At 70.6% G+C, this 23,573-nt stretch carries 17 protein-coding genes; 4 read left to right on the top strand and 13 right to left on the bottom strand.

Annotated features, from left to right (window positions below):
- Positions 1 to 328 precede the first annotated feature (328 nt).
- Genes HEQ75_RS18055 through HEQ75_RS18075 form a run of 5 tightly spaced genes read right to left on the bottom strand, consistent with a single transcriptional unit; the run spans position 329 to position 7,193 of the window.
- Positions 329 to 1,102 carry an SDR family NAD(P)-dependent oxidoreductase gene (locus tag HEQ75_RS18055; RefSeq protein WP_168033253.1) on the bottom strand — a complete coding sequence of 258 codons (774 nt, stop codon included), beginning with the start codon at positions 1,100 to 1,102 and terminating at the stop codon, positions 329 to 331.
- Between the two features lie 11 nt (positions 1,103 to 1,113).
- Positions 1,114 to 2,268, bottom strand: a complete 1,155-nt coding sequence (locus HEQ75_RS18060; protein ID WP_168033255.1) for an acyl-CoA dehydrogenase family protein — start codon at positions 2,266 to 2,268, stop codon at positions 1,114 to 1,116.
- Positions 2,269 to 2,310: 42 nt separating this feature from the next.
- On the bottom strand, positions 2,311 to 3,510 hold the full coding sequence (locus HEQ75_RS18065) for an acyl-CoA dehydrogenase family protein (protein ID WP_168033257.1): 1,200 nt from the start codon (positions 3,508 to 3,510) through the stop codon (positions 2,311 to 2,313).
- Between the two features lie 10 nt (positions 3,511 to 3,520).
- On the bottom strand, positions 3,521 to 5,131 hold the full coding sequence (locus HEQ75_RS18070) for an AMP-binding protein (RefSeq protein ID WP_168033259.1): 1,611 nt from the start codon (positions 5,129 to 5,131) through the stop codon (positions 3,521 to 3,523).
- A 1-nt stretch (position 5,132) separates the two neighbouring features.
- Positions 5,133 to 7,193: a 3-hydroxyacyl-CoA dehydrogenase NAD-binding domain-containing protein gene (locus HEQ75_RS18075; protein ID WP_168033261.1), complete on the bottom strand. Its 2,061-nt coding sequence runs from the start codon at positions 7,191 to 7,193 to the stop codon at positions 5,133 to 5,135.
- Between the two features lie 102 nt (positions 7,194 to 7,295).
- Between HEQ75_RS18075 and HEQ75_RS18080 the strand changes: the two genes are divergently transcribed.
- Positions 7,296 to 8,237: an NAD(P)H-dependent flavin oxidoreductase gene (locus HEQ75_RS18080; protein WP_168033263.1), complete on the top strand. Its 942-nt coding sequence runs from the start codon at positions 7,296 to 7,298 to the stop codon at positions 8,235 to 8,237.
- 106 nt (positions 8,238 to 8,343) lie between these two features.
- Here the strand turns inward: HEQ75_RS18080 and phnX are convergent, their stop codons facing one another.
- Both phnX and HEQ75_RS18090 read right to left on the bottom strand, forming a co-directional pair.
- The gene (gene phnX, locus HEQ75_RS18085; RefSeq protein WP_168033265.1) at positions 8,344 to 9,135 is read right to left on the bottom strand and encodes a phosphonoacetaldehyde hydrolase; all 792 of its coding nucleotides are present in this window, start codon (positions 9,133 to 9,135) and stop codon (positions 8,344 to 8,346) included.
- The gene (locus HEQ75_RS18090; protein ID WP_168033267.1) at positions 9,132 to 10,262 is read right to left on the bottom strand and encodes a TIGR03364 family FAD-dependent oxidoreductase; all 1,131 of its coding nucleotides are present in this window, start codon (positions 10,260 to 10,262) and stop codon (positions 9,132 to 9,134) included. The genes phnX and HEQ75_RS18090 overlap by 4 nt, the downstream gene beginning before the upstream one ends.
- Before the next feature lie 114 nt (positions 10,263 to 10,376).
- Here HEQ75_RS18090 and HEQ75_RS18095 point away from each other — a divergent pair, with 114 nt between their 5' ends.
- A complete protein-coding gene (locus tag HEQ75_RS18095; protein ID WP_168033269.1) occupies positions 10,377 to 11,960 on the top strand; it encodes an ABC transporter substrate-binding protein in 1,584 nt (527 codons plus the stop codon).
- Between the two features lie 44 nt (positions 11,961 to 12,004).
- Here the strand turns inward: HEQ75_RS18095 and gatB are convergent, their stop codons facing one another.
- From gatB to gatC, 3 genes are read right to left on the bottom strand one after another with little or no spacing between them, the layout of a single operon-like run.
- Positions 12,005 to 13,456 carry an Asp-tRNA(Asn)/Glu-tRNA(Gln) amidotransferase subunit GatB gene (gatB, locus tag HEQ75_RS18100; protein ID WP_168033271.1) on the bottom strand — a complete coding sequence of 484 codons (1,452 nt, stop codon included), beginning with the start codon at positions 13,454 to 13,456 and terminating at the stop codon, positions 12,005 to 12,007.
- Entirely contained in the window at positions 13,453 to 14,940 is a 1,488-nt protein-coding gene (gene gatA / locus HEQ75_RS18105) for an Asp-tRNA(Asn)/Glu-tRNA(Gln) amidotransferase subunit GatA (protein ID WP_168033273.1), read from the bottom strand. Before gatA ends, gatB begins: the two co-directional genes overlap by 4 nt.
- Positions 14,940 to 15,236: an Asp-tRNA(Asn)/Glu-tRNA(Gln) amidotransferase subunit GatC gene (gene gatC / locus HEQ75_RS18110; protein WP_168033275.1), complete on the bottom strand. Its 297-nt coding sequence runs from the start codon at positions 15,234 to 15,236 to the stop codon at positions 14,940 to 14,942. The genes gatA and gatC overlap by 1 nt, the downstream gene beginning before the upstream one ends.
- Positions 15,237 to 15,313: 77 nt before the next feature.
- On the opposite strand from gatC, the gene ruvX reads away from it, so the two are divergent.
- On the top strand, positions 15,314 to 15,781 hold the full coding sequence (gene ruvX, locus HEQ75_RS18115) for a Holliday junction resolvase RuvX (RefSeq protein ID WP_168033277.1): 468 nt from the start codon (positions 15,314 to 15,316) through the stop codon (positions 15,779 to 15,781).
- Between the two features lie 10 nt (positions 15,782 to 15,791).
- Entirely contained in the window at positions 15,792 to 16,730 is a 939-nt protein-coding gene (locus HEQ75_RS18120; RefSeq protein ID WP_168033279.1) for an aspartate carbamoyltransferase catalytic subunit, read from the top strand.
- Between the two features lie 177 nt (positions 16,731 to 16,907).
- Here HEQ75_RS18120 and HEQ75_RS18125 read toward each other — a convergent pair whose 3' ends face one another.
- Genes HEQ75_RS18125 through topA form a run of 3 tightly spaced genes read right to left on the bottom strand, consistent with a single transcriptional unit; the run spans position 16,908 to position 23,541 of the window.
- On the bottom strand, positions 16,908 to 18,389 hold the full coding sequence (locus HEQ75_RS18125; RefSeq protein ID WP_168033281.1) for a S41 family peptidase: 1,482 nt from the start codon (positions 18,387 to 18,389) through the stop codon (positions 16,908 to 16,910).
- Positions 18,390 to 18,406: 17 nt separating this feature from the next.
- Positions 18,407 to 20,692, bottom strand: coding sequence for a ribonuclease R (gene rnr, locus HEQ75_RS18130; RefSeq protein WP_168033283.1), 2,286 nt, complete (start codon positions 20,690 to 20,692; stop codon positions 18,407 to 18,409).
- Positions 20,692 to 23,541, bottom strand: coding sequence for a type I DNA topoisomerase (gene topA / locus HEQ75_RS18135; RefSeq protein ID WP_168033285.1), 2,850 nt, complete (start codon positions 23,539 to 23,541; stop codon positions 20,692 to 20,694). The genes rnr and topA overlap by 1 nt, the downstream gene beginning before the upstream one ends.
- Positions 23,542 to 23,573 lie beyond the last annotated feature (32 nt).

Here is a 23,573-nt window from a genome sequence, read left to right on the forward strand (position 1 = left end):
CAATCCTTCGCATCCGGCGGCAGCAGAAACGCCTGGTCGCGGCTGAACGGAATGAACTGCGTCATGACCAGCAGATTCGCCGATTTCAGGCCGCACGGGAAGCCGACAGGCTGCTAGCGCATTTTCAAGCCCTGCGGCTTCGCAAGGCGACTCGGAATAGGCGTCGAACCAATAAGCTGGAGCCGTTTAACCGTCTTCGCTTGCGGTGCAACGGCGCCAGAGCGATGGGCGTTCAGACGGAATCGTCTGAACGCTTTTCTCGCCCCGGAATCAGAGACTTCCAGAGCATGTGCTGCGTTCAGGCGATGGCAGCGCGCTCCGGGGGCCTTCAGAAGGCCATCCAGCCGCCATCGACCAGCAGGTTGTGGCCGGTGAGGTAGGTTGCCTCCTCGCTGGCCAGGAACAGGGCGGCGCGCGCGATGTCGTCGGGCCGGCCCAGGCGTGGCATGGGCGTGCGCATCCGCGAATACTCCAGCGGGTCCGATCCCGGCCCGCCCAGCGGCTTGCCCGTCAGCACCCGGCCGGGCGCCACGGCGTTGCACAGGATGTGGTCCGCGGCATAATCCACCGCGACCTGTCGCGTGATGTAGACAGCCGCCGCCTTGCCGGTGCCATAGGCGATCTTGCCGGGGGCCGCGACCATGCCGTGCTGCGAGGTGATGTTGACGATGCGCCCCCGCGCCTCGCCCACCAGCGCCTGCGTCAGGAATTGCTGCACCGCGCGCTTGCAGCCGAAGAACACGCCCTTGGCGTTCACCGCCATGACGTGGTCCCAATCGGCCTCCGTCGTCTCCAGCAGCTTCGTGGCGGCGCCGAGCGTCGCCGCGTTGTTCACCATGACGTCGAGCCGGCCGAACTCGGCCACCGCCGCGCCCACCAGCGCATCCACATCGGCCCAGACGGCGACGTCGCAGCGGCGGAACCGGGCGGTGCCGCCCTCCGCCCCGATCACCTGCACGGTCGGCGCGCCGCCTTCGCGCACCGTCTCCGTCAGGTCGCCGATCACCACCCTGGCGCCTTCCCGTGCGAACAGCAGCGCAATGGCGCGCCCGATGCCGGAGGCGCCACCAGTGACGACGACGACCTTGTCCTGCAGCCGCATGCCCCGACCTCCTACGCCGCCTCCGGCAGCCCGCCGGCGGCCACCACGACGCGCAGATGGTGGTCCATGTCGCCGAACAGCCCGGCCAGGATGGCTAGCCGCTTGAAGTAGTGGCCGGCCTTGTATTCCTCGGTCATGGCGATGCCGCCATGCAGCTGCACCGCATCCTTGCCCAGCTGGTCCGCCAGCCTGGCCACCAGCGCCTTGGCGGCGGAAAGCGCCACGCGACGGGCGCTGGCGTCGCTCTCCTGCACCATCATCGCGGCATACATCGCCATGCTGCGCGCCTGTTCCGTCGCCACCAGCATGTCCGCCGCGCGGTGCTGCAGCGCCTGGAAATTGCCGATGGCCTGGCCGAACTGGGTGCGCTGCTTCAGGTAGTCCACCGTCAGATCTCGGAGAACCTCCATCGCCCCCAGCGCCTCGGCACAGATCGCCGCCTGCGCCTCGTCCACCACCCATTCGATCAGCGGCAGCGCGCCGCCTTCGGGGCCGAGCAGGGCGTCGGCCGGCAGCAGCACGCCGTCCAGCACCACCTCCGCCGCCCGCAGCCCGTCCTGCGTCGCATAGCCGCGCCGCGTCACGCCGTGGGTGGCCGGGTCCAGCAGGAACAGGCTGATGCCTTCCCGGTCGCGCCGGGCGCCGGCGGTGCGGGCGGAGACGATCAGCCGGCCGGCCGTGTCGCCGTGCAGCACCACGCCCTTTGCGCCATCCAGCCGCCAGCCGGTGCCGTCCGGCCGCGCCGTGGTGGCGACATCGTGCAGATCGTGCCGCGCCTGGCGTTCCTGATGCGCGAAGGCGAGCGTCAGCCCGCCGCCGGCGATCTCCGGGATCAGCGTGGCGCGCTGCGCCGCGGTCCCCGCCCGCTTCAGCAGGCCGCCGCCGAGCACCACCGTCGCCAGGTAGGGCTCCACCACCAGGCCGCGGCCGAAGGCCTCGAAGACCAGCATCGTCTCCACCGGCCCGCCGCCGAAGCCGCCATCCTCCTCGGCGAAGGGCAGGCCGAGCAGCCCCATCTCCGCATAGCCGGACCAGTTCGCCGGCGACCAGCCGCGCGGGTCAGCGCGGTAGGCCTTGCGCTGTTCGAAATCGCCGTAGGAGTCGGTCACCAGCCGGCCGATGCTGTCGGCCAGCATGCGCTGCTCATCGGTCAGGTCGAAATCCATGGAGCCTCACACCTATGCTGTTTCGTCCCGGGCGCGGGCTCGTCAAAGGCCCAGGAACGCCTTGGCGATGATGTTGCGCTGGATCTCGTTGGAGCCGCCATAGATCGAGACCTTGCGGTAGTTGAAGAACAGCGGCGCCGCCGCATCCGCCCAGTCCGGCCCGACGGAGGGCAGGTTCAGCCCCTCCTCCTCCCGATCCGGTCGCGGCATGGCGTAGGGGCCGGCGACGTCCATCAGCAGCTGCGTCGATTGCTGCTGGATCTCGCTGCCCTTGATCTTGAGGATGGAGGAGGACGGGTCCGGCTTGTCGGAGGCCTTGGACCGCTGCGCGGCGACCACGCGCATCTGCGTGATCTCCAGCGCCTTCAGCTCGATCTCGCTCCATGCCAGGCGGCGGCGGAAATCCGGGTCGTCCCAGACCATGCCTTCGCCGGCCGGGGTTTCCTGCGCCAGGCGCTTGACCCGCGCCAGGCGTTCCTTGGTCATGCCGATGCGGGCGATGCCGATGCGCTCGTTGGAGAGCAGGAACTTGGCGTAGTCCCAGCCCTTGTTCAGCTCGCCCACCAGGTTTTCCGCCGGCACGCGCACATCGTCGAAGAACACCTCGTTCACCTCATGCCCGCCATCGATGGTGATGATGGGGCGCACGCTGATGCCCGGCGTCTTCATATCCGCCAGGATGAAGGAGATGCCCTGCTGCTTGCGCACCGTCGCATCGGTGCGCACCAGGCAGAAGATCCAGTCCGCATACTGGCCGAGCGTGGTCCAGGTCTTCTGCCCGTTGAGGATGAAATCGTCGCCGTCGCGCTTGGCCGTGGTCTTCAGGGATGCCAGGTCGGACCCCGCGCCGGGTTCGGAAAAGCCCTGCGCCCACCAGATGTCGAGATTGGCGGTGGCGGGCAGGAAGCGCTGCTTCTGCGCCTCGGAGCCGAAGGTGGCGATGACGGGGCCGACCATGTTGACGTTGAAGCCGAGCGGCTGCGGCACGGCGGCCGCCTGCAGCTCCTCGACATAGATGTAGCGCTGCACCGGCGTCCAATCCTGCCCGCCCCAGGCCACCGGCCAGTTCGGCGTGGCCAGGCCCCTGGCGTGCAGGATGCGCTGGCTGGTGACGTAATCCTCCCGCGCCAGGGCGCGGCCCTCGCTGACCTTGCGGCGGATCGGCAGCGGGATCTCGCTGCGGAAGAATTTGCGCAGGTCATCGCGGAAGGCAATTTCGTCGGGCGTGTAGCGGAGGTCCATCTGTCGTCTCCTAGGCCTTGGCCGCTTCTTCGTCGCGCAGGGCGCTGGCCAACAACTTGCCCGCCGCGCTGCGCGGCAGGCCATCCCGGATTTCCAGCGAGGCCGGCATCTCGTGCTTGCCGACGCGGTCCGCCAGAAATGCGCGCAGATCCTCCAGTGTGAAGGGGTCCGCGCCCGGCTTCAACGCGCAGAAGGCCTTGGCAGCCTGGCCACGATAGGCGTCGGGCACGCCGATCACCACGCATTCCGCGACCGCCGGATGTTCGTAGATGGCCTGCTCGATCGCCGCCGGATAGACGTTGAAGCCGCCGGACAGGATCATGTTCTTGCGACGATCGACCAGGGTGAAATACCCTTCGGCATCCATCCAGCCCGTGTCGCCGGTCAGGAACCAGCCATCGGCGAAGGCCGTGGCGTTTTCTGCCGGACGGTTCCAGTAGCCGGAGAAGACATTGGGACCGCGGATCGCGATCTCCCCGATCTCACCCACCGGCATCTCCCGCGTCGGGTCCTCGAAGGCCACGATGCGCATCTCGATGCCTGGCAGCGGCAGGCCGATGATGCCGGCGCGCACCGGGCCATGCGGCGGGATGCGCGTGCCGGCCGGGCAGGTTTCCGTCATGCCCCAGCCGCCGCCGATCCGCAGCTTCAACAGCCGCTCCACGCGTTGCTGCACCTCCTGCGGCATCGGCGCGCCGCCGGAACTGCATTGCCGCAGGCTGGACAGGTCGCGCTGTTCGATGCCGGGCACGCCCGCAATGCCGATCCACATGGTCGGCACGCCGGAGAAGGTGGTGATGCGCAGCCGCTCCACCTCCTCCACCCATTGCGCCGCATCGAATCGCACCCGCAGATGGCACAGCGCGCCCTGCGCCAATTGCCGCAGCAGAACGGCGGTGAGGGCAAAAATGTGGAACAGCGGCAGCAGCACCAGCACCCGCGCCGTGCCTTCCGGCAGGTCCGTGTGGTCGCGCCAGGCGCGGTAGATGGCGACGGCGGCGGTCAGGTTGCCATGCGTCAGCATCGCGCCCTTGGGCGTGCCGGTGGTGCCGCCGGTGTATTGCAGCAGCGCCAGATCGTCCGGCGAAACCGCGGGCCAGGCCTCGGGCGGCTCGGCTTCCGGCAGCGCGGCGAAGTCGCAGGCCGCATCCTCCCCGCCCCAGCGCGCCTCGGGCGCCAGCAGCACCTCGCGCACCGCGCCCTCCGCGCGCAGCCACGCGGCATTGGCGATCAGCGCGGCAAAGCCGGTGGTGATCAGCAGCGTCGCGCCGGAATCATGCGCCTTGTGCGCCAGCTCCCGCTTCGCATCGAGGGCGGAGAAATGCACCACCCGCGCGCCCACGCGCAGCGCCGCGAAGAAGCACAGCGGATGCCACGGCGTGTTCGGCAGATACAGGGCGACGCAGTCCCCCGGCCGGATGCCACGCGCCCAGAGCCCCGCCGCGATGCGGTCCGACAACGCCCGCATCTGCGCATAGCTCAGCACCTGGCCGCGATATTCCAGCGCCGGCCGGTCCCCGAAGCGCGCCGCGACCGCATCCAGGAAGGCCGGCAGGGTGCCACGCGCGATCGGCGCGTCCCAGCGGCATTCCGGCGGGTAGGATGGCTCCCACGGCCGCATCTCAATCGGCCTTCAGGCTCGCGAAGCCACGGCCTTCCGCGGCCAGGCGGCCGAGCAGATCGGCGGGCAGCAGGCTGTCATCGCCGGTTGCCTGCGCGAAGGCGGCCAGCCGCGCGACCACATGCAGCAGACCCACCGAATCGGCGTAGTGCATGGGGCCGCCGCGCCAGGCCGGCCAGTTGTAGCCATGCAGCCAGACCACATCGATGTCGCCCGGCCGCGCGGCGATGCCTTCCTCCAGGATGCGGGCGCCCTCGTTCACCATCGGCAGCACCAGCCGGTCCAGGATTTCCTCCTGCCCGATCGCCCGCTGCTCGACACCCTCCGCCGCCGCGACCCGGCGGATCAGCGCCGTGACCTCCGGATCGACAACGCCCGTCCGGCTTCCCTCGGGATAGAGATAAAAGCCCTTTCGGGTCTTCTGGCCGAGCCGCTCCGCCTCCACCAGCGCATCCGCCACCGGGGCGCGCTTGCCGGTCGCGCGGCGGATGCGCCAGCCGATATCCAGGCCCGCCAGGTCCGCCATGGCGAAGGGCCCCATGCGGAAGCCGAAATCGACCAGCGCCTTGTCCACCTGCTCCGGCGTGGCGCCTTCCAGCAGCAGGCGCTCCGCCTGCTGGGTGCGGCGCGCCAGCATCCGGTTGCCGACAAAGCCGTGGCAGACGCCCACCACCACCGGCACCTTGGCCAGCTTGCGGCCGATCTCCGTGGCCGTCGCCAGTGCCTCCGGCGACGTTTCCCTCGCCCGCACCACCTCCAGCAGCTTCATCACATTGGCGGGCGAGAAGAAGTGCATCCCCAGCACGTCGCCGGGGCGGGAGGTGGCGGCTGCCATGGCGTCGATATCGAGGTAGGAGGTGTTGCTGGCCAGGATGGTGCCCGGCTTCGTCACCCGGTCCAGATGGGCAAAGATCTGCTGCTTCAGCCCCAGCTCCTCGAAGACCGCCTCCACCACCAGGTCGGCATCCGCGGCCGCATCCAGCCCGACCGCGCCCTCGATCAGCGCCAGCCGTGCATCCCGCGTCGCAGGATCCAGGGTGCCGCGCTTCACGCTGGCCTCGTAGGTGCCGCGGATCCGGTCCATGCCGCGGGCCAGCGCCGCCTCATCCGTCTCGATCACCCGCACCGGAATGCCGGCATTGGCGAAGCAGAGCGTGATGCCCGCGCCCATGGTGCCGCTGCCGAGCACGGCGGCGCGCGCCACCGGCCGCGGCTTCGTTCCCCTGGGCAGGCCGGCGATGCGGGCCGCCTCGCGCTCCGCGAAGAACACATGCCGCAACGCCTTGCTGCGCGGGTCGTCCAGCAGGCGCAGGAAGGCCGCGCGTTCCAGCGCCACGGCCTCGGCGAAGGGCATCTCGAAGGCGGCGCGGACGCAAGCGATGCAATCCGCCACCTGCGGCTCGGTCGCCGCGCGCTTCGCCAGGGCAGCGGCTTCCTTCTCAAAAGCCTCGCGATCGCCCAGCCCCTCGTCCCGCGCCGAGACCGGCTTCGGCTTCGGGCGTTCGGCGAATTGCCGCGCCGCCTGCAGCAGATCGCCCAGCACCACCGTATCCGCCAGGCCCGCCGCCACGGCCGAATCGGCATCCAGCGGCTCGCCCGCCACCATCAGCTGCAGCGCCGCCGCCGCGCCCATCAGCCGCGGCGCCCGCTGCGTGCCGCCGGAACCGGGCAGCAGGCCGAGCTTCACCTCCGGCAGTCCGAGCTTCGCCTGCGGCCCCAGCACGCGCCAGGAGCACGCCATGGCCACTTCCAGCCCGCCGCCCAGCGCCGCCGCCTGGATCGCCGCCACCACCGGCTTGGCCGCGCCATCCAGCGCCGCCACCAGCTCCGCCAGGGTGGGGGAGGAAGGCGGCCTGCCGAATTCCGAGATGTCGGCGCCGGCGATGAAGGTCCGCCCCTCCGCCGCGATCACCAGGGCGCGCACCGCCGGGTCATCCTCCGCCTGGCGCAGCGCCGCGAACAGCCCGGCGCGCAAGGCGGCGGAGAGCGCGTTGACCGGGGGGTTCGACAGCGTCGCGATCGCGATGCCATCCACGATTTCGACCCGAACCGGCTCCGCCATCGCACCCCTCCCCGCCCCTTGGCCCAACCTGTCCGCCATCCCCGCGCCATGGTCAAGGCGCACCGCGCCGGGGCAGACTGACCGGCAAACAGGAGACCCCGGATGCCCCTTCCCGCCCTGCTGCAAGGCCGGCTGCGCCTGCCCCTCATCGGCGCGCCGCTGTTCATCATCTCCAACCCGGACCTCGTCATCGCCCAGTGCAGGGCCGGCATCGTCGGCTCCATGCCGGCGCTGAACGCCCGGCCGGCCTCGGAGCTGGACCCGGCACTCGCCCGCATCACCGCCGCGCTGACGCCGCAGGACGCGCCCTTCGCGATCAACCTGATCGTCCATGCCTCCAACGACCGCGTCGACCACGACCTCGCCGTCTGCGCGAAGCACCGCGTGCCGATCATCATCACCTCCCTCCGCGCCCCGCATGCGGTGGTGGAGGCCGTGCACGCCTGGGGCGGGCTGGTGTTCCACGACGTGACCAACCTGCGCCACGCCCAGAAGGCCCTGGAGGCCGGGGTGGACGGGCTGATCCTGGTGGCGGCCGGGGCGGGCGGCCATGCCGGCACCCTCTCCCCCTTCGCCCTCGTCGCCGAGGTGCGGAAGATCTTCGCCGGGCCGCTCATCCTCTCCGGCGCCATCACCACCGGCGGGCAGATCCTGGCCGCCCAGGCGATGGGCGCCGACCTGGCCTATATGGGCACCCGCTTCATCGCCACGGCGGAGGCCAATGCGGCGGAGGCCTACAAGCGCATGATCGTCGAAGGCCAGGCCGCCGACGTGCTCTACACGCCCTTCTTCACCGGCATCCCCGGCAACTACCTGAAGCCCAGCATCGCCGCCGCCGGCCTGGACCCCGACAGCCTGCCCGCGGTCGACAAATCCAGCGCCAATTTCGGCACCACCCGCAGCAAACCCTGGAAGGACATCTGGGGCGCCGGCCAGGGCATCGGCACCATCACCGACACCCCCCCCGCCGCCACCCTCATCGCCCGCCTGCAGGACGAATACCGGGCGGCGAAGGCGGAACTGGCGGGGGGCGGGGAATCATAGGGGCGCTGCCGCCGGTGGCTTGCAGGGGGGGGGGGGCACTTCCCCTCCTGCCTTGCGGCAGCGCCGCAAGCCCCGCGAAAGGGCGGCGGCCGCCCCTACCCCCGCCTCACGGCCTTTCGCCATCCGCCAGCCGGGCTTCGATCGTGGCCAGCGCGGTGGGGAGGTCGGCGATGGAGTCGATGACCAGGTGGGCGCCGGCCGCGGTCAGTTCCGCGGTGGCGGCCCGGCGCAGGGCGGCGCGGTCGGCTTCGGGAAGCCTGGCGAGGTCCTCGGCGGAGAGGCCGGCGATGTTGCCGGACAGTGCCAGGCCGATGGTCCAGGTGCCGGCGTTGCGGCCTTCGCCGATGCCGGGCGGGGTGTCGTCCACCTTGATCACCTGATGGGCCGGCCAGACGCCCATTTCGGCCATGGCCTTCCACATCTGCAGCGGCGCCGGGCGGCCTTCGGGCAGGTCGCCGGCGCAGACCATGATCTCCGGCGTGAAGCCCTGGGCGGTGGCGAGTGGCGCCAGGCGTTCCATGATCGGGCGGGTGTAGCCGGTGGTGGAGCCGATGCGGATGCCGCGCGCGGCCAGCAGGGCCAGGGTTTCGGTGGCGCCGGGGATCAGGGCGGCATGGGCTTCCACGGCGGCGATGTTCAGCGGCTCGAAGACGTCGAAGATCGCCTGCACATCGGCTTCGTTGAAGTCGTGGCCGTGGCGGGCGCGCCAGGCTTCGTTCACCGCCTGGCCGACCAGCCGGATGTGGTCGGCCTTGGCCATGCCCATCGGGCCGCGTGCATCGGCGATGGAGATGCTGACGCCGAACTGGGCGAAGGCCTCCACGAAGGCGCCCATGGGCGCGCGGGAGCCATGGTCGAGCACGGTGCCCGCCCAGTCGAAGATCACGGCCTTGATCATGGAATGGCGCCCCAGTCGGAAAGGACATCCTCGGCCAGGCCGAAGGCGGTGGACGCCCCGGTGCCGGAGGTGACGGAGACCAGGCGGATGCCGGGACCGGCCTCCTCCCAGAAGGCATCCTGCGGGCCGGAGGGATACAGGCCGATCCAGCGATCGACCACGGGGGGCGGCGGGCCCAGCACCTCGGCGAATTGCTCCAGGATCAGCCGGTCCACCGCTTCCGGCTGGAAGGGGTCCGGCGTGGCGCCGTAGTGGTGGCTGTCGCCGACCACCAGGCTGCCATCGGCGGATTGCACGACGATGAGGTGGACGCCGTTATCCATCAGCGCGGGTTGTTCGGCAGCCAGGCGGGCGCGCAGCGATGGCAGCGTCGGGCAGTCGGCATAGCCGCGGTAGCGGTGCAGGCCGAGGTCGCTCATCACCGCCGCCGGCAGCCGCCAGCCGGGATCGGCCAGGCGCAGCATGTGCAGCTTGCACAGCGTCACCTCGCGGCGGGCGAAGATCTCGGGGTAGAGGCTGGCGAGGTCCGGGCCGGGACAGACCAGGATGCGCGGCGCGTGCAGCGGGCCGGCGGGGGTCTCGACGCGCCCGGCTTCCACCGCCTGGGCAGCGCGGCCGGGGAAGAAGGCGACGCCGCAGCGCTTTGCCAGGAAGTCGCGCAGCTTCGGCAGCGCCTCGCGGCTTTCGACGCGGAGTTCGTGCGGCGAATGCAGCGCGGCGCGGATGGCGCCATCGGCACGCAGCGGTGCGGGCAGGTCCTCGCCGCGCAGGATGCGGCAGCCATGGCCCATCGGGCCTTCGGCGAATTCCTCCAGCACCTGTTCGGCCTCGGCGCGGCGCGCGGCCATCACCAGGCCGCGATGGATCACCGGGATGCCGGCCTGCGGCGCGATTTCCGCCCAGATGTCGCGGGACCGGCGGGCGCGGCGCCAGGTGTCGGGGTAGCCCTGGCCGGTGACGGTGACGAAACCGAAATTGCGGATGCTGGCGCCGTTGGCGCGGCTGTCGCGGTCCAGCACGCCGACCTTCAGCCCCGCCTGGGCGGCGACCAGCGCATGCGCCAATCCGACAATGCCGAAGCCGACCACGAGCAGGTCGAAGCGGGTCTCGAGGGGTGTCTCAGCCATGCCGGAGGATGGGCGCGGAGCGGGTCCGGGCGCAACCGGGCGCGGTTGACCCTGAAAGCTGGCGGGGCATAGCCTTAGCCCGCTGCCGGAAAAACTTCACGGAGGAAGAACGTCATGCATCGCCGCTCTCTGCTGCAGGCAGGGGCCGGGCTGGCCGCGGCCGGGCTCGCCGGACCCGCCATCGCCCAACCCACCAGCACCCTGCGCTTCGTGCCCCAGGCCAATCTCACGGCGCTGGACCCGATCTGGACCAGCGCCATCGTCACCCAGATGCATGGCTACCATGTCTATGACACGCTGTTCGCCATGGATGCGCAGCTGCGCCCGCAGCCGCAGATGGCGGAGAGCCACGAGACCTCGGCCGATGGCCGCATCTGGCGCATCAGGCTGCGGGAGGGGCTGCGCTTCCATGACGGGGAGCCGGTGCGGGCGGCGGATTGCGCCGCCTCGCTGGCCCGCTGGTCCAAGCGCGACCCCTTCGGGCAGATCCTGGCGGCGTCCGTCGATGAATGGCGCGCGGCGGATGACCGCACGCTGGAGATCCGCCTGAAGCGCCCCTTCCCGCTGCTGCTGCAGGCGCTGGCCAAGCCGGACGCGAATGTGCCCTTCATCATGCCCGCCCGGCTGGCCGCGACGGATGCCAACACGCAGATCGCGGAGGTGGTGGGCAGCGGCCCGTTCCGCTTCGTGCGCGACGAATTCGTCTCCGGCAGCCGCGTGGTCTATGCGAGGAACGAGGCGTATCGCCCGCGCCAGGAAGCCGCCAGCGGCGCGGCCGGCGGCAAGGTGGCGCATTTCGGCCGCATCGAATGGCATGTCCTGCCCGACCCGGCGACCGCCGCCGCGGCGCTGCAGGCCGGCGAGGTGGATTGGCTGGACCAGCCCCTGTCCGACCTGATCCCGACCCTGGTGCGCAACCGGGAGATCGAGGTGGGGGTGCTGAACGAGGCCGGCATCCTGTCCATCATGCGGCTGAACCACCTGCAGGCGCCCTTCAACAATGTGAAGGTGCGCCAGGCCGTGGCGCTGGCGGTGAACCAGGAGGACTACATGCGCTCGACGCTCGGCGATGACCGCAGCGTCTGGCGCACCTGCCGCAGCCTGTTCCCCTGCGGCACGCCCTATGGCGTTGAGGACCTGTCCGCGCTCAACGCCCCGCCGCGCAACCTGGACCGGGCGCGGGCCGCGTTGCAGGCCAGCGGCTACAAGGGGGAGAAGGTGGTGATCATCAGCCCCACCGACTTCCCGCTGATCGGCCCGCATGGCCATGTGACGGCGGATGCGCTGCGCCGCATCGGCTTCAACGTGGAGCTGGTGGAGACCGATTGGGGCACGGTGGTGCAGCGCCGCGTGCGGAAGGAGCCGGTGGAGCGCGGCGGGTGGAGCATTTTCCACACCTACGGCTCCTCGCTGGCCTATCTGAACCCGGCCGTGTCGTCCCTGGTGAAGGGGCCGGGCGCGAATGGCTGGTTCGGCTGGTATGACAGCGAGCGGGCGCAGACGCTGGTGCAGAACTGGCTGGACGCGCCGGATGCAGCCCGGCAGCAGGCGCTGGCGAATGAGCTGAACAAGCTGGCGCAGGACGAGGTGGCGACCATCCCGCTCGGCCAGTTCAGCATCCGCAGCGCCTGGCGCAAGCGCATCACCGGGCATCTGAAGGGCAGCATGCCCTATCCGTGGGGCGTCCGGCCGGTGTGATGTGACCGAAGGCCCTCCCCCGCACCTGCGGGGGAGGGAGAAGGTCACCCCGCCAGCGCGGTCTTCACCACCTCGTTCACCAGGGCAGGATTTCCCTTGCCCTGCATGGCCTTCATCGTCTGGCCGACGAAGAAGCCGAACAGCTTCTCCTTGCCGCTGCGGTATTCCGCGACCTTGTCGGCATTGGCCGCCATCACCTGCGCCACCACCGCCTCGATCGCGCCGGTATCCGTCACCTGCTTCAGGCCGCGCTCCTCGACGATCTCGCCGGGCGCCTTGCCCGTCTCCAGCATCGCCTCGAAGACCTGCTTGGCCAGGCTGCCGGACAGGGTCTTGTCGCTGATGAGGTCGAGCAGCGCGCCGAGATTCTCCGCCGTCACCGGCGGGTCCGCCACGTCGCGCTTCAGGCGGTTGAGGGCTGCGAAGAAATCGCCTGTCACCCAGTTCGCGGCAAGCTTGGCGTCGCGGCCCTTCGCCACCGTCTCGAAGAAGACGGCGGTTTCCTTCTCCAGCGTCAGCACATGCGCGTCATAGGGCGAAAGCCCCATGGCGACGTAGCGCGCGCGCCGCACATCCGGCAGTTCCGGCAGCGCCGCCTTCAGCGCTTCCACCCAATCCGATTCCAGCACCAGCGGGGGCAGATCCGGCTCGGGGAAATAGCGGTAGTCATGCGCATCCTCCTTGGAGCGCATGGAGCGCGTGATGCCCCGGGCCGTGTCGAACAGGCGGGTTTCCTGGAAGACTTCGTCGCCCGCCTCCCAGACCTCGATCTGCCGCCGCGCCTCGGCTTCCACCGCCTGCATGACGAAGCGGATGGAGTTGACGTTCTTCACCTCGCAGCGCGTGCGGAACCCCTCGCCGGCCTTGCGGACGGAGACATTGACGTCGGCCCGCATCGAGCCCTCGTCCATATTGCCGTCGCAGGTGCCGAGGTAGCGCAGGATCTGCCGGATTTTCGTCAGATAGGCGCCGGCTTCCTCGGGGCTCCGCATGTCCGGCTCGGAGACGATCTCCATCAGCGCGACGCCGGAGCGGTTCAGGTCGATGAAGCTCTTGGTCGCATGCTGGTCATGCAGCGACTTGCCGGCATCCTGTTCCAGATGCAGCCGCGTGATGCCGATGGTCTTGGTCACGCCATCCGCCAGCGTGATCTCCACCGCACCCTCCCCGATGATGGGGTGCGCGAACTGGCTGATCTGAAAGCCCTGCGGCAGGTCGGCGTAGAAATAGTTCTTCCGGTCGAAGCGCGACCAGAGGTTCACCTGCGCATTCAGCCCAAGGCCCGTGCGCACGGCCTGCGCCACGCATTCCGCGTTGATCACCGGCAGCATGCCGGGGAAGCCGGCATCGATGAAGGAGACCTGGCTGTTCGGCTCCGCGCCGAATTCCGTGGCGGCGCCGGAGAACAGTTTCGCTTCGCTGATGACCTGGGCATGGATTTCCAGGCCGATCACCAGTTCCCAGGGGCCGGTGCGGCCCTCGATCGTGTAGCTCATGCCCCCGCCCTCAACCGCGGCAGCGCCGTGAAATCGGCCGCCCGTTCCAGTGTCCGCCCCACGGCGAAGACCGTTTCCTCGTCAAACGCCCGCCCGATCACCTGCAGCCCGAGCGGCAGCCCCTGGGCGTCCAGCCCCGCCGGCACCGCCAGGCCCGGCAGGCCGGCCAGGTTCGCCGTGACGGTGAAGATGTCGTTCAGGTACATCGCCACCGGATCGTCCTGCTTTTCGTTCATGCCGAAGGCCGCGCTGGGCGTCGCCGGCGTCACGATGGCGTCGACAGCCGCATAGGCATTCTCGAAATCGCGGCGGATCAGGGCGCGGACCTTCTGCGCCTTCAGGTAATAGGCGTCGTAATAGCCGGCGCTCAGCACATAGGTGCCGATCATGATGCGCCGCCGCACTTCCGGCCCGAAGCCGGCGGCGCGGGTGCGCTCATACAGGTCGCGCAGGTCGGAACCCGGCTCCGTCACCCGCGTCCCGAACCGCACGCCGTCATAGCGCGCGAGGTTCGAGGAGGCCTCGGCCGGCGCCACGATGTAGTAGGTCGGCAGCGCATATTTCGCATGCGGCAGGCTGATCTCGACCGTCTCGGCGCCGGCGTCGCGCAGCCATTGCAGGCCCTGTTCCCACAGCGCCACGATCTCGGGCGCCATGCCGTCCAGGCGGTATTCCTTCGGCACGCCAATGCGCAGGCCCTTCACGCCGCGCTCGCAGGCGCGGGCGAAATCCGGCACGGGCAGGTCGGCGCTGGTGGAATCCTTCGGGTCGAAGCCGGCCATCGACTTCAGCAGGATGGCGCAATCCTCCACCGTGCGCGCCACCGGCCCTGCCTGATCCAAGCTGGAGGCGAAGGCCACGATGCCGAAGCGGGAGCAGCGCCCATAGGTCGGCTTGATGCCGGCGATGCCGCAGAAGGCCGCCGGCTGGCGGATGGAACCGCCCGTGTCGGTCGCCGTCGCCCCCAGCGCCAGCCGCGCCGCGACCGCGGCCGCGGAGCCGCCGGAGGATCCGCCGGGCACCAGCCGCGTATCCGGGTCGTTCGCGCGGGACCAGGGATTCTCCACCGGGCCGGAAGCGCTGGTGGTGTTGGACGAGCCCATGGCGAATTCGTCCAGATTCGCCTTGCCCAGGAACACCGCGCCATCGTCCAGCAGCTTCTGGCTGACCGTGCTCTCATAGGGCGGCACGAAACTGTCGAGGATGCGGCTGCCCGCCGTGGTGCGGGTGCCCGCGGTGCAGAACAGGTCCTTGATGGCGAGCGGGATGCCCTCCAGCGCCCCCACCTGCCCCGCCGCGCGGCGTTCGTCGCTCGCCCTCGCCGCCGCCAGCGCCTTCTCCGCCGTCACGGTGACATAGGCGTTCAGCCGCGGGTTCAGCTTGGCGATGCCGTCCAGATGCGCCTGGGTCAGCTCGACGCTGCTGATCGTGCCCTCGGTGAGCGCATCGAGCGCGCCGCGCAGGGTGAAATCCGTGGGATGCATCACTCGACCACCTTCGGCACGCCGAAATATTCGCCCTGGCGATCCGGGGCATTGGCCAGGATGGCATCCGCCTGGCCGCCATCATTCACCACATCGGGGCGCAGCCGCGCGCGGGCCTGCGCCACCGGGCTGCCGCCGGCCATCGGCTCCACGCCCTCCGTATCCACTTCCTGCAATTGCTCGATCCAGCCCAGGATGCCGTTGATCTCGGCCTGCGCCTGCTGCACCTCGCTCTCGTCCAGCCTGATGCGGGCGAGCGAGGCGATGCGCCGGATGGTGGCGGTATCGAGGGACATTTTCTTCAAGAAATCCTTGATCTGCCTGGATCTGCGTGGATTTGCCAGGAAGGCGGGGCAGGAACATAACGGCGCCCATGCCCGCCATCAACATGCGCGACCTGCGCGCTGTCCTGCCCCGCCATGCGCGCCTGATCGGCCTGGACCCCGGGGCGCGGATGATCGGGCTTGCGCTGTCCGATGTCTCGCTGCTGCTGGCCAGCCCCTATGGCGCCATCCCGCGCGGCAAGCTCTCGGCCAATGCGGCGGAGATCGCGGCCATTGCGCGCAAGGAAGGCGCCGGCGGGCTGGTGGCGGGGCTGCCGCTGTCCATGGATGGCAGCTTCGGCCCGGCGGCGCAGGCGGCGAAGGACTGGGCGCTGGCGGTCGCGGCCGCCACCGGCCTGCCCTTGGCGCTGTGGGACGAGCGCCTGTCCTCGGCCGCCGTCAACCGCATGATGATCGAGGCCGATGTGACGCGCGCCAGGCGCGCCCGCGCGGTGGATGCCGCGGCGGCGGCCTATATGCTCCAGGCAGCCCTGGATGCCAGCGCGGGCGAGGGTTAGGTTGCCGCCCATGCTCCCCTACCCGCACCGCCACCTGCTCGCCATCGAGGGCCTCGAGCCCCCCTACATCGCCGATCTGCTGGATCTGGCGGAGAATTACGCGCTGCTGAACCGCCAGGGCAAAACCCAGCGCGACCTGCTGAAGGGGCGGACGCTGATAAACCTGTTCTTCGAGGACAGCACCCGCACCCGCACCAGCTTCGAACTCGCCGGCAAGCGGCTGGGTGCGGACATCGTGAACATGTCCGTCTCCACCAGCAGCGTGAACAAGGGCGAGACGCTGCTCGACACCGCCTCGACGCTCAACGCCATGCACACCGACCTCCTGGTGGTCCGCCATGGCCAGTCCGGGGCCCCCGCCCTGCTGGCGCAGAAGGTCGATGCGGCGGTGATCAATGCCGGGGACGGCACGCATGAACACCCGACCCAGGCGCTGCTGGATGCGCTGACCATTCGCCGCCGCAAGGGAAGCCTCGAAGGCCTGACCGTCGCCATCTGCGGCGACGTGCTGCATTCCCGCGTGGCGCGGTCCAACATCCACCTGCTGCTGGCGATGAATTCCCGCGTCCGCGTCGTCGGCCCGCCGACGCTGATCCCCTCCGAGGTCGCGCAGCTCGGCGTGGAGGTGCATCACGGCATGAAGACCGGCCTGGCGGATGCCGATGTGGTCATGATGCTGCGGCTGCAGAAGGAACGCATGACCTCCGGCCTCGTCCCCTCCTCCCGCGAGTTCTTCCGCTTCTACGGGCTGGATGCGGAGAAGCTGGCCTATGCGAAGCCCGATGCCATCGTCATGCATCCCGGCCCGATGAACCGCGGCGTGGAGATCGACAGCGCCATCGCCGACGACCCGGTCCGCAGCGTGATCGGGGAGCAGGTGGAGATGGGCGTCGCCGTGCGCATGGCGGTGCTGGATGTGCTGGCCCGCAACCAGCGACGGAACACCTGATACCCGGCGCACGAAGGTTTCACCTTCGTGCGCCTGATGCCAAATGCCGGTGATGGTGACCGATCACCGCCGCGGTCGCCGGCGCCGGCATCCGCCGGCCTGGCGACGCGCCACCGGGCACGGCGCGCGCTCGGCCCTTCGGGCCGCAGGTCGGAACTTTCTGCGCCAGGGTAGGCGCTACGGCCCACCCAGCGCGGTGGCATAGGCGGCCGGCGCCTCGATCAGGGCGCGGGCAGCCTGCTGGTCATCCTCCCGCCCCTCGGCCGGCGGGCAGGCATTGCGCAGCGCCACCACTTCGCTGGCCAGTACCGGCGCGCGGGCGGCGCGCTGCCGGGCCAGCACGCGGGCCATCGGCGCCTCCCCCCGTCGCAGTTGCGCCAGGCCGGTCGCCAGCGCCTCCGGCCCCAGGCTGGTGCACAGCGCCGGCAGCACGCCGAGCCCCTGGATCGGCCAGCCGGAAATCGCCACCACCCGCGACCAGGTGACCAGGATTTCCGCCCCGTTCGGCAGCTGCGCCACCAGCTGGATCAGCCCCTTGCCCATGGTGGCGCTGCCCACCACCACCGCCCGGCCGCGCTCGGACAGCGCCGCGGCGACGATCTCGGCGGAGGATGCGGTCCGGCCATCCACCAGCACCACCAGCGGCCGTCCCTCCGCCAGGTCCTGGCCGCCGGCCAGGTAGCGGCGATTGGCCTCCGGGTGCCGGCCTTCCGTGCGCATCACCTCGCCATCCGCCAGGAAGGCATCGGCCACCGCGACCGCCTGGCTCAGCAGCCCGCCGCGGTTGCCGCGCAGGTCCAGCACCACGCCGCGCGGCGGCGCCTCGGCGAAGCCGTCGCGCAGCACCTGGGTCAGGCGGCGATCGGTGAGCGCTGAAAAGCCGGTGAGGCGGACATAGAGGATGTCCTGCCCCCGCTCCGCCCGCACCGTCTCCGGCACCACCACCTCGCGCACCAGGGTCACGGCGCGGCGGCGCCCGGCGCGGGAGAGGGTCAGCGTCACCTCCGACCCCTCCGGCCCTTCCAGCAGCGTCGCCGCCAGGCCAGGGTCACGCGGGCCGAGCCGCCTGCCATCCACCGCCAGCAACCGGTCCCCGATGCGGACGCCACCCTGCGCCGCCGGCCCGTCCTCGGACACATTCACGATCACCAGCGCATCCCGCCGCGCCGCGACGCGCAGGCCGAGGCCGGACTGGCCGACGCGGCCTTCCCGCGCCCGCCGCGCATCCTCCGGCGGGACGTAGCGGCTGTAGGGGTCCAGGTGGTTGAACAATTCCTCGAAGCCCGAGGCCAGCAGGCGTTCCGCCCCGGCGCGCCGCACCTGCGCGGAATGCCGCCAGGCCAGGGTGTAGAGATCCTCCAGCGCCGTCGCCACGGCGGCGCCGCGCCGCGCGGGCGTGTCGGACGCGACCAGCGGAGCCAGGGCCGCATCGCCCAGCACGCGATCCTCGCCCAGCAGCAGGATGCGGTCGCTGCGGATCTCGGCGTTGAAGCGGCCATCCAGCACGGTCAACCCGCGCAGCGACCACAGCACCAGATCGGCCGGGCTGGCGGCTTCCAGGTGACGGTCCAGGATCAGGCTGTGGCTCTGCGCCAGCACGTCGCCCATCGCGCCGCGCATCGCCGCATCCTGCGCCGCCGCCCCGGCCGCCAGGCCCACCAGCAGCAGCAGGAGCGTCAGCGCCGCCGCGGCGCCTTGGCGCGCTTTCCGGCCGATGGCGCGGCACGGCGCCTGCCCGACTGGCGCGGGTCGCCCTGCATCATCGCGAACACCATGCCGCCCGTCCGCGGCGTGGCCTCCGACAGCTTCACCTCGACCGCCTGGCCGAGCGAAAAGGTCAGCCCCGTATTGCGGCCGGACATCGCATGCCCGGCCTCGTCCAACTGCCATCTGTCGTCCGGCAAGGTCGCGAGCGGAACGATTCCGCTGGCGCCGTTGTCCTGCACGGTGACGAACAGCCCGAAGCGTGTCACCCCGGAAATCCTTGCCTCGAAAACTTCTCCGACACGTGTTGCCATGAAAGCAGCCAGGTAGCGGTCCACGGCATCCCGCTCCGCCATCGCCGCCCGTCTTTCGGTCTGCGTGATGTGTTCCGCGGTATCCGGAAACCGCGCCGCCTCGGCCGGGGCCAGCCCGCCAGCCGCCGGCCCCTTGCCCAGTTGCAGCCCGGCGATCAGCGCCCGGTGCACCAGCAGGTCGGCATAGCGGCGAATCGGGCTGGTGAAGTGGGCGTAGCGCGGCAGGGCCAGGCCGAAATGGCCGATATTGTCCGGGCTGTATTCCGCCTGGGACTGGCCGCGCAGCACCGCCTCGTTCACCAGCCGGTCCTCCGGCCGGTCCTTCACCGCAGCCAGGATGCCGGAGAAATCCTTCGGGTGGATGCGATCCCGCGCCGGCAGCTTCAGGCCGAGCGAGTCGAGGAACTGCCGCAACCCCTCCAGCTTGGCGTCGGAGGGCCGGTCATGGATGCGGTACATGCAGGGCTGGCCAAGCCGCTCCAGCTCCTCCGCCGCGCAGACATTGGCGGCGACCATGAATTCCTCGATCAGCCGGTGCGAGTCGAGCCGGGCGCGCGGCACCACCGCCTCCACCTTGCCGGCCGCATCCAGCAGCACGCGGCGTTCCGGCACGTCCAGCTCCAGCGTGCCGCGGCGGGCGCGGTCCGCCAGCAGGCTCCCGAAGGCGCCGTAGAGGTGGTGCAACAGCTCGGCCGGCAGCCCTTCCGGCACCTCGCCCGCCTCCTGCGCCGCCTGCACCTGTTCATAGGTCAGCCGGGCGGCGCTGCGCATGATGCCGCGGCCGAAGCGGTGGCCGGTCTTGCGGCCGGCGGCGTCGATGTGGAATTCGCAGAACAGGCAGCCGCGGGGCTCGTTCGGCCGCAGGCTGCACCAGCCATTGGACAGCGCCTCCGGCAGCATCGGCACCACGCGGTCGGGGAAATACACCGAATTGCCGCGCGCCCAGGCCTCCCGGTCCAGCGGGCTGTCAGGCTTCACGTAATGCGCGACATCGGCGATGGCGACCAGGCAGCGCCAGCCCCCCTCGCCTGCCGGCTCCGCCCAGACGGCGTCGTCGAAATCCCGCGCATCCTCGCCGTCGATCGTCACCAGCGGGATGTCGCGCAGATCCTCCCGCCCCCGCTTGGTGACGCCGCGCGCGGCCTCCGCCTGTTCCAGCGCCTCCGCCGGGAAGACGTCGGGGATGCCATGGGCGTGGATGCAGATCAGGGAGACGGAGCGTGCCTCCCCCATGCGGCCCAGCACCTCGACGATGCGCGCCGGGCGCGGGCCCAGCACGTGGCGCACCGCAAGCGGCTCGGCCAGCACGATGTCGCCGGGCCGCGCCGCGCCTTCCTCGCCGGCAGGCACGCGCCAGTCGGATTTCTGGCGCCGGTCCGTCGGGATGATCCGGCCTTCCTCGAAGACGCCGAGGATGCGGGAGGGCACCTCCCGCATCAGGCGCTTGAAGGTGCGGCCTTCATACTTGTTGCCGCCGATGAATTTCAGCCGCGCCAGCACCTTGTCGCCCGGCGCCAGCGCCGGCTGCCCGGCGGCTTCGCGCTGCATGAAGATGACCGGCGGCGGGCCGGCATCGCGGTTCCACTGCATCGGGCGGGCGATGGGGTCGCCATCGACATCGGTGCCGGTGACCTCCACCGGAGCCATGTCCGGCAGCCGGTCCGGCGCCACCAGGCCCTTGCGGCCGACCGGCGTGGCCTGGCCGGTTTCCTTCAGGCTGCGCAGCAGGTCGCGCAGCGCCGGCCGCTGGTCCGAGGTCAGGCCGAAATGCCGGGCGATCTCCGTCTTGCCGACCCGGCCGGGGGCGTCGCGCAGGAAGGCGCGCAGCTCCACCAGGGTGGGCAGGGCGGCGGGCGCGCGGTCCGGGATGTCGCGACGGGTCGGCTTGCCGGCCGGGCGCTTGCGCGCGGCGTGGCCCTTCGGCGGCGGGCCACGCCGCACCATCAGCCGGCTTTCCGCGCGGCGGGCTTCTTCGCCGCGGGTTTCGCGGCGGCGGGCTTCTTCGCCGCCGGCTTCGCGGCGGCAGGCTCCTTCGCCGCGGGCTTCGCGGCGGCGGCCTTTTTCGTCGCGGGCTTCGCGGCCGCCTTCCTGGCAGCCGGCGCCTTGGCCGCGGGTTTGGGGGTGGCGGCCTTGGCGCGGGCAGCAGGCTTGCGCGCGGTGGCAGGCGCGGCCTCGCCCTCCGGCTTCGCCGCCGCAACCTTCCGGGCCGGCGCCTTCTTCGCGCCCTTCTTGCCCTTGGTCAGCGGCGGCAATTCCTTGCCCTTCTCCGCCAGCAGCTTCACCGCCTCGTCCAGGGTCACCGTGTCGAAATCCATGGTCCGCGGCATGGAGGCGACGCGGTTGCCATGCATCACGAAGGGCCCGAAGCGGCCGCGCCGCACCTCCACCGGGCCGCCAGAGGCGTGTTCGCCCAGCGCCCTGCCGCGCGGCTTCACATCCGCCAGCAGCGCCACCGCGCGGTTCAGCCCCACCGCCAGCACGTCGTCATCCGGGTCCAGCGATTTGAACAGCTGGCCCATCTTCAGATAGGGGCCGAAGCGCCCGATCGCGGCAGTGATCTCCTCCGCCGTCTCGGGATGCACGCCGACGATGCGCGGCAGGGACAGAAGGGCCAGCGCCCGGTCCAGGTCCAGGCCCTCCGGGTCCATGCCCTTGGCCAGGCTGGCCCGCCGCGGCTTCACCTTCTTGCCCTTCTCGTCCAGCGTTTCCTCGCCGAGCTGCACATAGAGCCCGTAGGGCCCACGCCGCAGGCTGATGCTTTTCCCCGTGGCCGGATCGACGCCGAGTTCGCGCTGGCCCTCGTTGAAGCCCGCCGCGCCTTCCGCTTCCGCCCCCGGCGCCACCAGCGGGCGGGTGTAGCGGCATTCCGGGTAGTTCGAGCAGCCGATGAAGGCGCCCGTCCGCCCCAGCCGCAGGCCAAGCCGCCCGCCGGAACAGGCCGGGCAGCCGCGCGGGTCCACGCCATCGGCACGGGCGGGGAAGAAGTGTGGCCCCAGATCCTCGTCCAGCGCATCGATGACGTCGGAGATCGTCAGCTCGCTGGTCGAGGCGATGGCCTTGGAGAAATCCTCCCAGAAGGCGCGCATCACCGCGCGCCAATCGGCCCGGCCGCCGGAGATGTCGTCCAGCTTCTCCTCGAGCCCGGCGGTGAAGCCGGTATCCACATAGCGTTCGAAGAAGGCCATCAGGAAGGCCGTCACCAGCCGCCCGCGGTCCTCCGGCACGAAGCGCCGCTTGTCGAGCTTCACATAGTCCCGGTCCTGCAGCACCTGCAGGATGGAGGCGTAGGTGGAGGGCCGGCCGATGCCGAGTTCCTCCAGACGCTTGACCAGCGTGGCTTCGGAAAAGCGCGGCGGCGGTTGCGTGAAATGCTGGCTGGCGGCGACCGCGCCGCGCTTCACGGCATCCCTCTCCCGCATCGGCGGCAGCGTCCTGCTGTCGTCGTCCGGCTCCGGCCCGGCGGTGGCGATGCCGGCGCGCGCATCCGCCGCGCGGTCGTCCTCATCCTCCCGGTACAGGCGCAGGAAGCCGTCGAAGGCGATGACGGAGCCGGTGGCACGCAGCTTCGTCCGGCCGGAGGGCTCCACCAGCTCCACCGCCGTCTGGTCCAGTTCCGCGGACTGCATCTGGCTGGCGACGGCGCGCTTCCAGATCAGCTCATACAGCTTTCGCTGCCGCTCATCGAGGAAGCGGGCCACCTGTTCCGGCGTGCGGGTGACGTCGGTCGGGCGGATCGCCTCATGCGCTTCCTGGGCATTCTTCGCCTTGGAGGCGTATTCGCGCGGCGCGCCCGGCACGTAGTCGGCGCCGAAGACCTCCTTCACATGGTCACGGATGGCGAACATCGCCTCGCGGGCCATCTGGACGCCATCGGTCCGCATGTAGGTGATGAGGCCGACCGATTCGCCGCCGATGTCGGCGCCTTCATACAATTGCTGCGCCACCCGCATCGCCGCCTGCGCGCCCATGCCCAGCTTGCGGGACGCCTCCATCTGCAGCGTCGAGGTGGTGAAGGGCGGCGGCGGGTTTCGCCGGGTGCGGCGCTTGTCGACGCTGCCGACGGTGAAGCTGCCGGCTTCCACCGCCGCCTTGGCGGCCATCGCGGTGGCCTCGTTCGGCAGGTCGAACTGCTCGAGCTTCCGGCCCTCATGGTGCGTCAGGCGGGCGGTGAACGGGGCACCGGCAGGCGTGGCGAAGCGCCCCTCCACCGTCCAGTATTCCCGCGCCCGGAAGGCTTCGATCTCGGCTTCGCGCTCGCAGATCAGCCGCAGCGCCACCGACTGCACCCGCCCGGCGGACCGGCTTCCCGGCAGTTTCCGCCAGAGCACCGGCGAGAGGTTGAAGCCGACGAGATAATCCAGCGCGCGGCGCGCCAGGTAGGCGTCGATCAGCGGCACATCGAGGTCGCGCGGATGCGCCACGGCGTATTGCACCGCGCGCTTGGTGATCTCGTTGAAGGTGATGCGGTGCACCTCGACGCCCTTCAGGGCGCCGCGGCGGGCCAGCATGTCCTTCACATGCCAGGAAATCGCCTCCCCCTCCCGATCCGGGTCGGTGGCCAGAAACAGGCGGCGGGCGCCCTTCAGGGATTTGGCGATGGCGGTGACCTGCCGGTCGCCGCGCTCATCCGCCTCCCAATCCATGGCGAAATCCTCCTCCGGCCGCACGCTGCCATCCTTGGGGGGCAGGTCGCGGACATGGCCGAAGGAGGCGAGGACGGTGAAGTCGCCGCCGAGATACTTGTTGATGGTCTTGGCCTTGGCCGGGCTTTCGACCACGACGACATCGGGCATGTTTCTCGGTTCGCCTTCGCGCGCTTGGCCTG

The sequence above is a fragment of the Falsiroseomonas selenitidurans genome (assembly GCF_012103215.1).
GTDB lineage: Bacteria > Pseudomonadota > Alphaproteobacteria > Acetobacterales > Acetobacteraceae > Falsiroseomonas > Falsiroseomonas selenitidurans.

Coding starts and splice junctions, on each gene's coding strand:
- topA (WP_168033285.1), bottom strand. CDS start 23,541: ATGCCCGATGTCGTCGTGGTCGAAAGCCCGGCCAAGGCCAAGACCATC.
- HEQ75_RS18075 (WP_168033261.1), bottom strand. CDS start 7,193: ATGGCGGAGCCGGTTCGGGTCGAAATCGTGGATGGCATCGCGATCGCG.
- HEQ75_RS18095 (WP_168033269.1), top strand. CDS start 10,377: ATGCATCGCCGCTCTCTGCTGCAGGCAGGGGCCGGGCTGGCCGCGGCC.
- HEQ75_RS18120 (WP_168033279.1), top strand. CDS start 15,792: ATGCTCCCCTACCCGCACCGCCACCTGCTCGCCATCGAGGGCCTCGAG.
- HEQ75_RS18055 (WP_168033253.1), bottom strand. CDS start 1,102: ATGCGGCTGCAGGACAAGGTCGTCGTCGTCACTGGTGGCGCCTCCGGC.
- gatA (WP_168033273.1), bottom strand. CDS start 14,940: ATGCATCCCACGGATTTCACCCTGCGCGGCGCGCTCGATGCGCTCACC.
- phnX (WP_168033265.1), bottom strand. CDS start 9,135: ATGATCAAGGCCGTGATCTTCGACTGGGCGGGCACCGTGCTCGACCAT.
- gatB (WP_168033271.1), bottom strand. CDS start 13,456: ATGAGCTACACGATCGAGGGCCGCACCGGCCCCTGGGAACTGGTGATC.
- ruvX (WP_168033277.1), top strand. CDS start 15,314: ATGCCCGCCATCAACATGCGCGACCTGCGCGCTGTCCTGCCCCGCCAT.
- rnr (WP_168033283.1), bottom strand. CDS start 20,692: ATGGTGCGGCGTGGCCCGCCGCCGAAGGGCCACGCCGCGCGCAAGCGC.
- HEQ75_RS18065 (WP_168033257.1), bottom strand. CDS start 3,510: ATGGACCTCCGCTACACGCCCGACGAAATTGCCTTCCGCGATGACCTG.
- gatC (WP_168033275.1), bottom strand. CDS start 15,236: ATGTCCCTCGATACCGCCACCATCCGGCGCATCGCCTCGCTCGCCCGC.
- HEQ75_RS18070 (WP_168033259.1), bottom strand. CDS start 5,131: ATGCGGCCGTGGGAGCCATCCTACCCGCCGGAATGCCGCTGGGACGCG.
- HEQ75_RS18080 (WP_168033263.1), top strand. CDS start 7,296: ATGCCCCTTCCCGCCCTGCTGCAAGGCCGGCTGCGCCTGCCCCTCATC.
- HEQ75_RS18060 (WP_168033255.1), bottom strand. CDS start 2,268: ATGGATTTCGACCTGACCGATGAGCAGCGCATGCTGGCCGACAGCATC.
- HEQ75_RS18090 (WP_168033267.1), bottom strand. CDS start 10,262: ATGGCTGAGACACCCCTCGAGACCCGCTTCGACCTGCTCGTGGTCGGC.